Annotated in this window: 13 protein-coding genes; 5 read left to right on the top strand and 8 right to left on the bottom strand. The window is 61.0% G+C overall.

Features of this window, described 5'->3' with window-relative positions:
• Positions 1 to 105 precede the first annotated feature (105 nt).
• The 4 genes from ASC96_RS12490 to ASC96_RS12475 all read left to right on the top strand — a co-directional run bounded on the left by ASC96_RS12490 (position 106) and on the right by ASC96_RS12475 (position 4,863).
• Entirely contained in the window at positions 106 to 1,122 is a 1,017-nt protein-coding gene (locus ASC96_RS12490) for an amino acid ABC transporter substrate-binding protein (protein ID WP_060503381.1), read from the top strand.
• 66 nt (positions 1,123 to 1,188) lie between these two features.
• On the top strand, positions 1,189 to 2,337 hold the full coding sequence (locus ASC96_RS12485) for an ABC transporter permease subunit (RefSeq protein ID WP_060503380.1): 1,149 nt from the start codon (positions 1,189 to 1,191) through the stop codon (positions 2,335 to 2,337).
• Positions 2,337 to 3,431 (top strand): amino acid ABC transporter permease, encoded by a 1,095-nt coding sequence (locus ASC96_RS12480; RefSeq protein WP_082512050.1) that lies wholly within the window; start codon positions 2,337 to 2,339, stop codon positions 3,429 to 3,431. The genes ASC96_RS12485 and ASC96_RS12480 overlap by 1 nt, the downstream gene beginning before the upstream one ends.
• Complete coding sequence (locus tag ASC96_RS12475) at positions 3,424 to 4,863, top strand: amidohydrolase family protein (RefSeq protein ID WP_060503379.1); 1,440 nt, start codon at positions 3,424 to 3,426, stop codon at positions 4,861 to 4,863. The genes ASC96_RS12480 and ASC96_RS12475 overlap by 8 nt, the downstream gene beginning before the upstream one ends.
• A 49-nt stretch (positions 4,864 to 4,912) precedes the next feature.
• Here the strand turns inward: ASC96_RS12475 and ASC96_RS32605 are convergent, their stop codons facing one another.
• The 8 genes from ASC96_RS32605 to ASC96_RS12450 all read right to left on the bottom strand — a co-directional run bounded on the left by ASC96_RS32605 (position 4,913) and on the right by ASC96_RS12450 (position 12,373).
• Complete coding sequence (locus ASC96_RS32605; protein ID WP_156393880.1) at positions 4,913 to 5,080, bottom strand: hypothetical protein; 168 nt, start codon at positions 5,078 to 5,080, stop codon at positions 4,913 to 4,915.
• Between the two features lie 213 nt (positions 5,081 to 5,293).
• Positions 5,294 to 5,440: a hypothetical protein gene (locus ASC96_RS32600; RefSeq protein WP_156397468.1), complete on the bottom strand. Its 147-nt coding sequence runs from the start codon at positions 5,438 to 5,440 to the stop codon at positions 5,294 to 5,296.
• Positions 5,441 to 5,540: 100 nt separating this feature from the next.
• On the bottom strand, positions 5,541 to 5,687 hold the full coding sequence (locus ASC96_RS33325; RefSeq protein ID WP_164491968.1) for a hypothetical protein: 147 nt from the start codon (positions 5,685 to 5,687) through the stop codon (positions 5,541 to 5,543).
• 438 nt (positions 5,688 to 6,125) lie between these two features.
• Complete coding sequence (locus ASC96_RS12470; RefSeq protein WP_060503378.1) at positions 6,126 to 7,853, bottom strand: biotin carboxylase N-terminal domain-containing protein; 1,728 nt, start codon at positions 7,851 to 7,853, stop codon at positions 6,126 to 6,128.
• A gap of 43 nt (positions 7,854 to 7,896) precedes the next feature.
• Positions 7,897 to 9,498, bottom strand: coding sequence for a 5-oxoprolinase/urea amidolyase family protein (locus tag ASC96_RS12465; protein WP_060503377.1), 1,602 nt, complete (start codon positions 9,496 to 9,498; stop codon positions 7,897 to 7,899).
• Between the two features lie 7 nt (positions 9,499 to 9,505).
• Positions 9,506 to 10,312, bottom strand: coding sequence for a putative hydro-lyase (locus ASC96_RS12460; RefSeq protein WP_060503376.1), 807 nt, complete (start codon positions 10,310 to 10,312; stop codon positions 9,506 to 9,508).
• Between the two features lie 22 nt (positions 10,313 to 10,334).
• On the bottom strand, positions 10,335 to 11,099 hold the full coding sequence (locus ASC96_RS12455) for a 5-oxoprolinase subunit PxpA (protein ID WP_060503375.1): 765 nt from the start codon (positions 11,097 to 11,099) through the stop codon (positions 10,335 to 10,337).
• An 11-nt stretch (positions 11,100 to 11,110) separates the two neighbouring features.
• Positions 11,111 to 12,373 (bottom strand): NRAMP family divalent metal transporter, encoded by a 1,263-nt coding sequence (locus ASC96_RS12450; protein ID WP_060503374.1) that lies wholly within the window; start codon positions 12,371 to 12,373, stop codon positions 11,111 to 11,113.
• Between the two features lie 393 nt (positions 12,374 to 12,766).
• Between ASC96_RS12450 and ASC96_RS12445 the strand changes: the two genes are divergently transcribed.
• The gene (locus ASC96_RS12445) at positions 12,767 to 13,435 is read left to right on the top strand and encodes a GntR family transcriptional regulator (protein WP_060503373.1); all 669 of its coding nucleotides are present in this window, start codon (positions 12,767 to 12,769) and stop codon (positions 13,433 to 13,435) included.
• Positions 13,436 to 13,582: the final 147 nt, after the last annotated feature.

Here is a 13,582-nt window from a genome sequence, read left to right as displayed (position 1 = left end):
GTACACAATTTCTGCGATCGGGAGGATCGCCGATTGTGGGGTTTCTGCTGGAGGGCGGAAGCATCCTTCGATCGTAACAGCGAAGAAACCACGAGGGAGGGGACTATGAAACAAGGATTTCTGGCGATCTGCGCCGCCGCCACAGCACTTCTGGCAGCCAGCGTCGCGCAGGCGGGAACGCTCGATACCGTAAAGGCCCGCGGCAAGCTGGTCTGCGGCGTGTCGCTCGCCACGCCAGGGTTTGCTGCGCCGGACGACAAGGGCCGGATGCAGGGCTTCGATGCCGACATCTGCCGCTCGGTTGCCGCCGCCGTCTTTGGTGATGGCGACAAGATCGAGTTCGTACCGACGAATATCAACACCCGATTCCAGGCGCTGCAATCCGGCGAGATCGACATGCTGTCGCGCCAGACCACGCAGACCTTTTCTCGCGAAGCCTCACTCGGGCTCGATTTCGGCCCGACGGTGTTTTACGACGGCCAGGGCCTGATGGTTGCCAAGTCACTCGGCGTTTCCAGCGCCAAGGAGCTGACGGACGCTGCCATCTGCACGCTTCCCGGCACGACAACCGCGCAGAATCTCAGCGATTTCTTCCGCACGATCGGCGGCAAGTTCGAGCTGGTGGTGTTCGAAAGCCCCGATGAAAACCGGGCAGCTTTCTTCGCCGGACGTTGCGAAGCGATCTCGTCAGATCGCTCTGACCTCGCATCGATCCGTGCGGTAGCCAATAATCCCGACGACTATCTCGTGCTGCCGGAAACCATCTCGAAGGAGCCGCTTGCGCCCGCCGTCCGTCAGAACGATTCCAACTGGCGCGATATCATGTCCTGGTCGGTCTGGCTGCTGATGGCAGCGGAAGAAAAAGGCATTACTCAGGCCAATGTCGATGAGATGTTGAAAAGCCAGGATCCGGACATCCAGCGCATGCTCGGCGTCACTGATGAACTCGGCGCCATGCTCGGCCTCGACAACAAATGGGGCTACAACGTCATCAAGGCCGTCGGCAATTACGGCGAAATCTTCGAGCGCAGCCTGGGTGAGAAAACGCGGCTTGGGCTGACACGTGGGCCGAACGCGCAGTGGAACGCTGGTGGTCTGGTCTACGCACCGCCATTCCGTTGAGTGCATCGCTCGCGCGCATGAAGCGCGCGAGCTTTCTCCCGTTCGGCAAAATAGCGGCGAGTTTTCATGAGCTTCCTGAATGATATGCGTTTCCGCGCTTTCTGCTATCAGATCGGCGCGATCGGTCTGGTTGTTGCGGCGGCATGGACCATGTTTGCGACAGCGAGCGACAATCTTGCAAAGCAGAACATTGCCACCGGTTTCGGCTTCCTGGCGCGGCAGGCCGGTTTCGTCATCAGCGAAACGGCGATTGCCTACCAGCCGACCGACAGCATCGGCCGGGCAATCCTGGTCGGCATCGTCAACACGGTCAAGGTCTCGCTGCTTGCCGCGATCCTCGGCACCATCCTGGGGCTCTTCGTCGGCGTGGCCCGCATGTCGCGCAATCCGCTTTTGGCGCGTTTGGCACTTGCCTATGTCGAGGTGCTGCGAAACGTCCCGCTGCTGCTCTATCTCTTCCTCTGGTATTCGCTGATCATCATGGTGTTTCCGCCAGTCAAGCAGGCGCTCAACATCCTGCCTGGTGTCTACCTATCCAACAGCGGGCTGGTTCTTCCCGCGGTGTTCCTGGAAAGCGGCGCTGCGATCTTCGCATTGTTCATCTGTGCCGGTATCGCAGCGGCGATCCTGATCCGGCGCATAAGCCAGCAACGGCGGGTCGCGACCGGAAAGTCCAACCACGGCATGGCCTTTGCCTGCCTCGCACTGGTATTGCCGCCCCTCATTCTCTGGGCACTGGGCCTTGTTTCCTTCGGTTGGGATATTCCGCAGGCCGGCAGGTTCCGGCTGACCGGTGGCCTGCATGTACGGCCGGAATTCGTTGCCTTGCTGTTCGGGCTTCTTCTGAGTGTGTCCGCCAGCGTTGCCGAAATCGTGCGGGCCGGCATCCAGGCCATCGGGCCGGGACAGTGGGAGGCTGCCGCAGCACTTGGACTTCATCGTTCACGGGTGATGCGTCTGGTCGTGTTGCCGCAGGCCCTGCGCCTGATCATTCCGCCTCTGACCAACACCTACCTGACCGTCTTCAAGAACAGCTCGCTGGCGATTGCCATCGGCTATCCGGATCTGGTGATGGTGTCCAACACCGTCATGAATCAGACGGGGCAGGCGATCGAGACCATCGCCATCTTCATGGGTGTCTATCTCGGCCTGTCGATCACCATTTCGCTGGCGATGAACTGGTACAATGCGCGTGTTGCGCTGAAGGTGCGCTGATGGCCGAAACTCAAGCTCTTCCGTTGCCGGTCGGCGCTGCCAAGCCGCCCGCGCGGCGTTCTGGATGGGCCAAGGCCTATTTCGGCACGCCGCTGAATTCCATGATCAGCCTTGTCTCGATGGCTACGATCTTTTTCCTGGGCAAGCTGGCGTTTGGCTGGCTGGTGGTCAATGCCGTCTTTTCCGGCGATGGCGCAGCCTGCAAGGCCAGCAGCGGTGCGTGCTGGCCATTTCTTGCCGAAAAACTCCGCTACATGATCTTCGGCTTCTATCCGTTCGAAGAGCAATGGCGGCCGCTTTTGGCACTGATGCTGTTTCTGACGAGCTGCCTGATCTCGATGATACCCCGCTTCTGGAGCCGGGCGCTGCTGTATGCGTGGCTGCTTGTGGTTCTGCCGATGCTCTATGTCCTGATGGCGGGTGGGGTCTTTGGCCTGTCGCCGGTACCGACGTCGAGCTGGGGTGGCTTGCCGCTGTCGTTCATGCTCTCTTTCATCGGGCTGGTCTGCGCCCTGCCGCTCGGCATCGGGCTTGCACTTGCGCGCGCCTCAAGCCTGCCGGCGATCCGCGTTCTTGCGGTCGGCTTCATCGAGATCGTCCGCGGCGTTCCCTTGATCAGCATCCTGTTCATGGCAACGGTAATGCTGCCCTTGTTCATGCCGGAGGGTGTGACCATCGACAAGCTTCTGCGCGCGCAGGTCGCCATCATCATCTTTGCCGCCGCCTATATCGCCGAAATCGTTCGCGGCGGCCTGCAGGATGTTCCAGAAGGCCAGTTCGAAGCGGGATCATCGCTTGGCCTGTCCTACTGGCAGGTGATGCGAAAAATCGTCCTGCCGCAGGCCTTGAAGGAAGTCATACCGCCGATGGTCGGGCTGTTCATCGGCTTTTTCCAGGATACGACGCTTGTCACCATCGTCGGCCTGCTCGATTTTCTCGACACCGTACGCTCGGCGCTACGGGATCCCGAATGGCAAGGCATTGCCGTTCTCGAAGGTTATGTCTTCGCCGCCGCAGTCTATTTCACCTTCAGCGCCCTGATGGGCCTGTACAGCCGCTTCCTCGAACAGCATTTCAGGGTCACCCATGGCTAACGATATTCATGTCATCCGCAACGCAAGCACGATCGTCGGTTATGACGAAAACCGGAAAGGACATGCCTATATCGCTGATGGCGACATAGCCTTCGATACCGGTGGGTTCATCCATGTCGGCGGCCGGTATGAGGGTGCGTTCACGCACGAAATGTCCGGCAAGGACAAAATGGTGCTGCCCGGGTTCGTCAACGTGCACTGCCATTCCGGTGAGGAACCGATCTCCAAAGGCCTGTTTGAAGATGAGGGCACGGCTGCTCTCTGGGGCAACGCTCTTTATGAATATTCCAACCTGATCGAGATCAGCGACAGTGCGGTCGAGGCCTCGTTGACACTGATGCTGGGGGATCTGATGCGCAGCGGCGTTACGACCCTTGTCGATATTGCCGGCCCGCATGACAGCTGGCTGCCGACCTTGGCAAAGAGCGGCGCCCGCGCCTATGTGGCACCTGGCTTCCGCGAAGCCGCATGGCACGTCGAAGACAGCCGCCGCCTTGATCTCACGTGGGACAAGGGCAGGGGCCGCGAGGCGTTTGCCCGGGCGCTGGAGGTTGTCGATACGGCCCGCGCGCATCCGTCCGGCAGGCTGGGCGGTATCGTCTCGCCCTCGCAGGTCGAGACATGCTCCGCCGAACTGTTGCAGGCAGCGGCAGAGGCAGCCAGAACGCGCAATGTGCCCATTACTGTGCACGCGGCCCAGACGATGGCCGAGCATGAAGAACTAATGCGCCGCACAGGCCTGACCGCGGTCCAGTACCTTGACGAGTTGGGCGTGCTTGGCGAGGACCTCATCATCGGACACTGCATCTTTGTCGACGGCCATTCCTGGACGCGGCAGCGGACCGATACCGATCTTAACCTACTCGCTCAACGGGGTGCCACGGTCGCGCATTGCCCGGTGACCTTTTCGCGCAGCGGCATGGTGCTGCAATCGCTCGGCCGCTACCGCCGCCGCGGCGTCAATGTGGGGCTTGGAACCGACAGCTATCCATTCAACATGCTGGAGGAAATGCGCCAGGCAATGATCTGCTCGCGCATTGCCGGCCGTTCGGTCTTCGACGTCGGCACAGCGGATGTGTTCGAGGCCGCCACGCTTTCCGGAGCACGTGCGCTCGGCCGACGCGATATCGGCCGGATAGCACTGGGGGCCAAGGCCGATTTCCTGTTGGTCGACCTGAAGCATTCGGCCATGCAGCCCGTTTACGATCCCTTGCGCAACCTTTTGCACTGTGCTGCAGAACGGGCGATTGAGGCTGTTTATGTGGATGGCCGGGCAGTGGTCGAAGCGGGCAAGGCACTTCATCTCGATTATGATGGCGCGGTGGCAGAACTGCAGGAAGCACAGGATTTCGCGGTTAGACACCTTCAAGCAAATGACCCGGCTGGTCGGTCGAGCAGTCTGCTCGCAAGACGATCACTCCCGGCAATGTAAAACACGGTACATTGCAACCTGCTTGACCACAGGTCTTACACACTGCAATTCACTGGTCGAGCAGGTTTTCCCGCCAGGACATTTCATCGATCCGGTCCTGGCGCGTGGGGTTCATTTTCGCATTGAACCGCCGTTGGCTGAGAATACCGTAAGCGATGGCGATGCCACAGACTGCGAGCGCTGCCATCAGTGCTATGATCCACGTTACGCTTGCCATTTTCCGTCTCCTCCGGATGGCAAAACGCGGCAAGTGTGCTCAAAGTTCCAAAAAACCGGAATACCAGTCAACCATAGGGCAGCATTTCGCTATGGACCTTCGTGGGCGGCTCGACAGCACTGGTTGAAACGGGGCGGTAAAACGCGTTGTGTATAAGCAGGAGGGCCGTCAAAAAGAACGCGGTGACCATCAAGAGCAAGACGTCACGGGCCGTCATCGCCGTTCACCCTCTTTGCCGATGGCAAACGGTACCAGGACCAAAGGATCGTCCCATCCCAAGTTATCTTGATCGCAGATAAGCGGCGCCCAAGTGCCGCGATTCAGGCTTGTAAGGCCAAGCGCAAAACGATTGTCGTCCATCGCAAATCTCCTCTATCGCGAGAACACGATGGACCGTTAAAAGTTCCCTGCTGTTCGACGTTGCGAACGCCGATGACAGTCGGGGACATTACCCAGTGAATTATTTTGGTATCGAAGAGGTGATTTCGCCCGACACGCCGTCATGTGCGGCTGGCGTGCCATAATGGGCCATCGCGAAATTCAGCGTGAACATCGCAACGACCGTAAATGCGATGACAGCGAGCGTAATTCCTTTGTCCGTGTTCATATCCTGATCCCTTCGCGAGCAACTGCAACGCTTTGAAAGCCGGGATCAGGCTATTGTGCGGCACGGAAACTGCTGTTCCACCAGTGACACTCATCATGGTAAATGGCGAGTTAAAACAGAGCCATTTGGCATAAAAAAGCAGTCAGGATTGCGGTAAAGGAGAGAGCAGGAGGGGCAACGGCGTCTGGGTGAGGCGGCGGTCTACCTCGCCAGGGTAGACGCGATCTTGGCGCTAGATGGCGGCGCCTATGCAGGTTGGGCTTCGGCTTCCACAGCGAACCCTGCATCCACCTGCCCTCCGTGCCGTTTTTGGATAAGGGCATATCGCCGAAGCCGACAATGCAGGCAGAGAACCACGCCGCCCTTGTAAGGGCAACGTGGTGATGGACCGGTTTTGTCACATGTCAGACGCGACGAAAGGACCTGACTGGAAAAACCTTACTCGACCCGGGCGAGTGCCGATCCGGCATTCACGTAGGCGCCTTCTGCAGCCTTGATGCGCAGCACGCCGGAGCGCGCCGAGAGGATCTGCGTTTCCATCTTCATCGCTTCCATCACGGCAACCAGGTCGCCCTCTTTCACAGTGTCGCCGTCGTTACATTTCCAGGCCTGCAACGTGCCCGAAATGGGAGCTGCGACAGTGCAGGCGTCCTCGACATTCGTCGTTGCTGCCGGACCGGACTCCTGTCCTTTCAAGCCGCCGAGACCGGCGAGCAGCGCGGCGGGAATGCCGAGCGCATGGCGTTTGCCGTCGATCTCGACATGAGTGCGGATCAGCGATGTGTCGGCACCCGGAGCGGGCCGGGTTTCGGCTGCCAGGGTGTCTGCGAAATCGGTCTCGATCCAGCGCGTATGAACCTTGAAACCATCTTCGCCGATGAAGTCAGGGGCCTCCATCGCGGCGCGGTGGAACGGCAGGACCGTCGCGATGCCTTCGATCTTGAACTCCTTGAGCGCGCGGCGGGCGCGCGTCATCGCCTGCTCGCGGGTGGCGCCGGTGACGATCAGCTTGGCCATCAGCGAATCGAATGTGCCGGGAATGGTCGAGCCGGAAACGACGCCACTGTCGAGCCGCACGCCGGGGCCGGATGGAGCGTCGAATGTCGTAATGGTGCCGGGCGTCGGCAGGAAGCCGCGGCCGGGATCTTCGGCATTGATGCGGAACTCGATCGAATGGCCGCGCGGGGCAGGCGTCTCGGTGACCAGCAGCGGCAGGCCGTCGGCGATGCGGAACTGTTCGATGACCAGATCGATGCCGGTGGTTTCTTCGGTGACGGGATGTTCGACCTGCAGGCGGGTATTGACCTCGAGGAAGGAGATCGTGCCATCGACGCCGAGCAGAAATTCGACCGTACCGGCGCCGGAATAGCCGGCGGCGGCGCAAATCTTTTTTGCGGCATCGTGGATCGACTGGCGCTGTGCGTCGCTGAGGAAGGGGGCAGGGGCCTCTTCGATGAGCTTCTGGTTGCGCCGTTGCAGCGAACAATCGCGGGTGCCAAGCACCAGGACGTTACCGTGTTTGTCGGCGATCACCTGTGCCTCGATATGGCGCGGACGGTCGAGGAAACGTTCGAGGAAACATTCGCCGCGGCCAAAGGCGGCCTTGGCTTCACGCACGGCCGACTCGTAGAATTCGGCAATGTCTTCCATTTTCCAGGCGACCTTGATCCCTCGCCCACCACCGCCGTGGGCGGCCTTGATCGCGACCGGAAGGCCGAATTTTTCGGCAAAGGCAATGACCTCCGCTGCCGTTTCGACAGGGCCGTCGCTGCCGGCCACCAAGGGCGCACCGACGCTCTTGGCGATCCGCCGTGCTTCCACCTTGTCGCCGAGCGCTTCGATGACATGCGGATCGGGGCCGATCCAGATCAGGCCGGCATCGATCACGGCGCGGGCAAATTCGGCGCGTTCGGAGAGAAAGCCATAACCGGGATGAACGGCGTCGGCTCCGGAGCGCTTGGCAATGCCGATCAGTTTTTCGATATCGAGATAGGTTTCCGCCGGCCGGCTGCCGGAAAGCCCATAGGCTTCGTCGGCCAGTTGCACGAACAGCGCGTCCATGTCCGGATCGGCATACACAGCAACCGAGCCAATGCCATGATCGCGGCAGGCGCGGATGATGCGGACGGCGATTTCGCCACGGTTGGCAATCAGCACTTTTTTCATGGGTTCTATCCTCATTGTCTTTGTCCGGCCGGGCGTGGCGATATCAGGCTTTGGCAGGTTTGATATCGGCGAAGGCCGTCACGGGCCGGAAACGAATCTTTGCATTGACCGGAATCTGTCCGGCGAGATCGAGATGGTATTCGGCGACGGTACCGATGACCGGATAGCCACCCGTCAGCGGATGGTCGGCGAGGAACAGCACCGGCTGGCCACTATGCGGCACCTGGATGGCGCCGGTGGCCGTGCCTTCGCTCGGCAGCTCGTCCTTGTCCTTGCGCTCGAGCGGCATGTCGCCAGACAGGCGGATACCGACGCGGTTGGACTGTGGCGTCATCGTCCAGAGCTGTCCGCAAAGTGTGGCGATCCCGGCTTCGGTGAACCAGTCGCTGCGCGGCCCCATCACCACGTCGAGCGTCACGGTCTCACCCGAGGCCGGATGCTCGAAGGCCGGCGCTTCGGTGAGCGAGACAGGCGCCAAGCCCTTCGTTCCGGTCTCGATAGCCAGCACGGCGCCCGAGGTCACTTGGTCCGGCCCGACGATGGCGAGCGTATCGGTCGACGCACTGCCAAGCACCGGCTGGACGGCAAAGCCGCCACGGATTGCGAGATAGCTGCGCATGCCCTTCGGTGCCTGGCCGAGCGTCACGACGTCGCCGGACTCCAGTGGGATCGGCTGATAGGTCTCAGCCTCCTGCACGCGGCCGGAAACGTCGCGAATGCGGATAGGGCAGGGGGCGCCGGTGAGACCCAGCACCGCGCGGCCGGTGACCTCGAACGAGAAACCGCCGAGCGTGATCTCGAGACAGGCGAAATCTGTTGGGTTTCCGACGACGCGATTGGCGGCCTTGAGAGCGCCAAGGTCGAGCGCGCCGGAGGCCGAGACGCCCTGGCCGGTCTGGCCGAACCGGCCGAGATCCTGAAACAGCGCCGGCATGGGTGCAGCCAGCACCTTCAGCGTCAACGCGTCGGCTGCCTGGGGCGCCACTGGCTCTGCAGACGGTTTGGCGGCCGTTGTGGAGGTCGTCGCCTTGGCCTTCGAGAGATCGGTGAAACGCACCCGGTAACCCGGCTGAAACAGCGCCGGCGGATCACGCGACAAGTCCCACATCTTTTCCGGCGTCGTGCCGATGATCTGCCAGCCGCCGGGGCTCGCCTGCGGGTAGACGCCGGAGAAGGCGCCAGCCAGAGCAACGGAGCCTGCCGGTATTTTCGTACGCGGGCTCTGGCGGCGCGGCACCTGCAGGGCTGGATCGCCGCCGACGAGATAGCCAAAGCCAGGCGCAAAACCGCAGAAAGCGACAGTGAATTCGCTTTCGGTGTGGCGGCGAATGACCTCCTCTACCGAGAGGCCGGTCAGCCCAGCCACATCCGCCAGATCTTCGCCATTATAGTTGACGGGGATTTCGACGCATTTGTCGGATGGCGCAATGCGGGCGGAGAGGTCGCGGGTGGCGATTGCGCCGGCAAGACTTTCAGCCGTCTGCCGTTCCGGACGGAAACGGATCATCAGGGTGCGGGCAGCTGGCACCATGTCTTCGATGCCGTCAACCGGATCGGCTTCAAGCGAGGCAAATAGCGCCAGCGTCTCGTCGAGATCGGCGAGTTCGACAAGCAGGACTGTCAGGCTGACGGGCAGAAAACGCATCGGAACCTCAGGCGTGATAAGCGGAATCAGGAATATCGGTGATGAACATATGACCCGGTGCATGGGTGATGGCAAACGGGACACCGGACGCCATGACGGCTGCCTGCGGGGTGACGCCGCAAGCCCAGAAGACGGGGATTTCACCGGGCTCGATACGCACCGGATCACCGAATTCTGGCTGAGCGAGATCCCGGATGCCGATCTCTTCCGGGGCGCCTATATGCACGGGCGCGCCATGCACCGAGGGGAAGCGGCCGGAAATCGTCGCCGCATCGGCAACGCGCGAAGCGGGGATCGGTCGCATCGACACGACCATGTTGCCATGTAGGCGTCCGGCCGGACGGCAAGGCGTATTGGTCAGATACATCGGCACATTGGACTTGTCGGTGATGTGGCGGATCTCGATACCGGCTTCCGCCATTGGTGTCTCGAAAGTGAAGCTGCAGCCGATCAGAAAGCTGACGAGATCGGGATATTCGGCCCAGGCTGCGCGCGCATCGGGGGTTTCTTCGGCCAGCTTGCCATTGCGCCAAATGCGGTAGAGCGGAATGTCGGTGCGCAGGTCGGCGCCGGGGGCCAGCAGGGTGGCATGCGAGCCGGGATCGGAGACATCGAGAACCGGGCACGCCTTCGGATTGCGCTGCGCATACAGTAGGAAATCGAAGGCCCAGTCCCGTGGCAGGACGATCATGTTGGCTTGAGTGAAACCGGGCGCGATGCCGGATGTCGGTTCGACTGCGCCTGCGCGATAACGCTCGCGGGCGATGCGCGCCTGTTCGGCATTCACGTGGCGAAGATGGTCTATCGCGATCATTGTGTTCCTCCCAAAATGTCGATCAGGCCGGCAGAAATGACTGGACGGTGATGCCGCCTGCCTCGAAGGCACGGCGGATTTCCTGCGCAATGGCAACGGCGCCTGGGCTGTCGCCATGGACGCAGATCGACTGCGCGTCGATCTTGATGGTCGAACCGTCGATTGCTTCCAGCGTGCCCTCATGGGCAAGCTGCAGCATGCGGCGGGCGATCAGTTGCGTATCGTGCAGCACGGAACCTTGTTCACGACGCGAAACGAGCTGTCCGTCCGGCGTATAGGCGCGATCGGCAAAGGCTTCGGCGACGGTCTTCAGGCCGGATTCTTGAGCCAGCGCTAGGATCGGGGCATTGGCGAGGCCCATCAAGACGAGTGTGGGATCGATGGCCTTGATGGCATCGATCACGGCCTGCCCCTGCTTCGGGTCATGGGCGATACGGTTGTAGAGGGCGCCATGCGGCTTGACATAGCCGACGGTCACGCCGGCGGCTGCGGCCATGCCCTTCAGGGCGCCGATCTGGTAGATGACGTCGGCGATCAGTTCGCCGCTGGTCACATCCATGTCGCGCCGGCCGAAGCCGACGCGATCGGGATAGGAGACATGCGCACCGATCGAAACACCCTTTTCAGCTGCGGCCTTGACGGTCTTCCAGATACCGGCGGGGTCGCCGGCATGGAAGCCGCAGGCGACATTGGCGCTGGAAACGATGGCGAGCATCGTTTCGTCGTCGCCCATGCGCCATGCGCCATAGCTTTCACCGAGATCGCTGTTCAGGTCGATGGCAGTCATGTTTATCCTCCTCAGACGGCTGGCGACAACAGGGCGAAGATCGGGCCGATCGACTTGTAGCCCATGTACCAGGTGAGCGCGCAAGCCAGGACACCGAGCACCAGCAGCCAGCGCGGATAACGGTAGCCGGCCATGAGGTCCGACCGTGCCCAGGCGGCGTAGATGAAGATCGACAGGCCGATGGGCAGGATCAGGCCGTTGAGGCCGCCAACGAAGACCAGCATCTGCGCCGGAGGCGTGGTGATGATCACGTAGAAGAACAGCGAGACGGCGATGAAGATCACGGTCGCGATGTTGCGGGCGCGTTCGCTGATGTCCTTCTTGAAGACGGTGATGAACGATACCGAGGTATAGGCTGCGCCGATCACCGAGGTGATGGCGGCAAACCACAGAACGGCACCGAAGATGCGGTATCCGGTTTCGCCTGCGGCCGCCTGGAAGGCCTGCGCGGCCGGGTTGGCGCCCTTGCCGGATACGTCGATGACGACACCGCTGGCGACCACGCCGAGAATGGCGAGGAACAGCACGTAGCGCATCAGGCCGGTGACGGCGATGCCGGTCAAGGCTGCCTGATTGACGGCGCCGAGGTTCTCGATGCCGACCGTGCCCTTATCGAGCAGGCGATGAGCGCCGGAATAGGTGATGTAGCCGCCGACCGTGCCGCCGACGATGGTGGTGATCGTGGCGAAATCGATGGTGGAGGGCAGGAACGTCTGGAACAGCGCATCGCCGACCGGTGGGGCCGAGACGATCGCGACATAGAGCGTCAGCAGGATCATCAGGACGCCGGCAACAACGATCAGCCGGTCGATGGCAACGCCTGCGCGCTTCGAGCTGAAGATGCCGATGGCGATCAGTGCGCTGATGGCGCCGCCCCATTTTGGATCAAGGCCGATCATGGCGTTGAGGCCGAGGCCCGAGCCACCGATATTGCCGATGTTGAAGAACAGGCCGCCGACGATGACGAGAACGGCCAGCAGGTAACCGGTGCCGGGGATGGCAGCATTGGCAATGTCGGATGCGCGCATCTTGGTGAGCGTCACGATCCGCCAGATATTCAGCTGCACAATGAAATCGATGAGAATTGACGCGAGGATCGCGAAAGCGAAAGCGGCGCCAAGCTTGCTTGTGAACGTGGCTGTCTGGGTGATGAAACCCGGGCCGATGGCGGATGTCGCCATCAGAAAGATTGCTGCGACGAGTGCGGCGCGGCGCGACTTGGCCGACATGCCGGGCGTTGCCGCTTTGTTGGGTGAGATAGCTGACTGTTCCATGAACCCTCTCTGTTATTTAAGGCGCCCGCAAACTCACCGGGGTTGGCCCATATCAATTTTATTGACAGTCGCAACCTTGCCGCATTTCACAATTCTGTCAATATTGTTCAACGACTATTATTTCATCGTTCTATCATATTGTTGAAATGTTGAGCCTTTCATATTTGAAGGGGGAGCAAATATGCTTCTCTGACGTGCTGTTTGGGTTCGTTTTCGACGTGGGGCGGCGCCGTTTTGGTGTTGATGAGGACAGAGCCGGATGACGGAAACGCACCGTGAGAGCCGCAAAGCATACTCCTATCCATGTGTTCGCCCCAGACCCCATTTCCAAGGGAAGAAAACCACGATATCGGTCAACCATGAGATGCTCACTGCTTCGAATGAAAGACATGTATGACTGACCAGGACATGACATCCGCACTCGCGCCCCGCCTGGCGGAAGCGATCCGTAACAAGTTGATCGCTGGCGAACTCAAGCCCGGCCATCGCCTGTCGGAAGTGAAGTTGAGCGCAGATCTGCAGGTTTCCCGCAATTCGCTACGCGAGGCATTCCGGCTTTTGACCAAGGAAGGTCTTTTGCGGCATGAGCCGAACCGTGGCGTCTTCGTTGCCATTCCCAGCATGGCCTCGATCATCGATATCTACCGGGTGCGCCGCGTTATCGAGTGCCGTGCGGTGGCCCAGGCCTACCCAAAGCATCCCGCAGTCGGCCGCATGCGCGCTGCAGTCGAAGAGGCGCGTGCAGCCAGCATCAAGAGCGATTGGGGCACGGTCGGCAGCGCCAACATGGTCTTCCATGCGGCGATCGTCGATCTCGCCGACAGCGAGCGCCTCAACGTGTTCTATCTCCAGATCGCTGCGGAGCTGCGCCTGAGTTTCGGGCTTCTTGATAGTCCAGAACTTCTGCATGCACCTTATATCGAGCTGAACGCCGCCATCGTCGAAAAGCTCGATGCCGGCGAGATGCAGGAAGCCGCCGCGGCGCTGGAGGCCTATCTTTTGCAATCGGAACGCACCGTCCTTGCTGCCTTCTCGCGCATTCCAGACAAGGGAAAAGCCTGAACCGCGCAGCTGTTCCGAAATCGACCACACTTGATCCAGATCGGGATTGTTTGCCTGTCTATCAACGTCGCTTGATGGTTTCGTGCGCTTCTGCCCAATCGAGGATGGGGGGATCCAGCGGCCTGCTGTAGCTTGGGTGCACTGCGG

Source organism: Rhizobium sp. Root1204, assembly GCF_001424965.1.
Lineage (GTDB): Bacteria > Pseudomonadota > Alphaproteobacteria > Rhizobiales > Rhizobiaceae > Pararhizobium.
The sequence above is the reverse complement of the archived record's forward strand: the minus strand, read 5'-3'. Positions and strand labels throughout refer to the sequence as shown.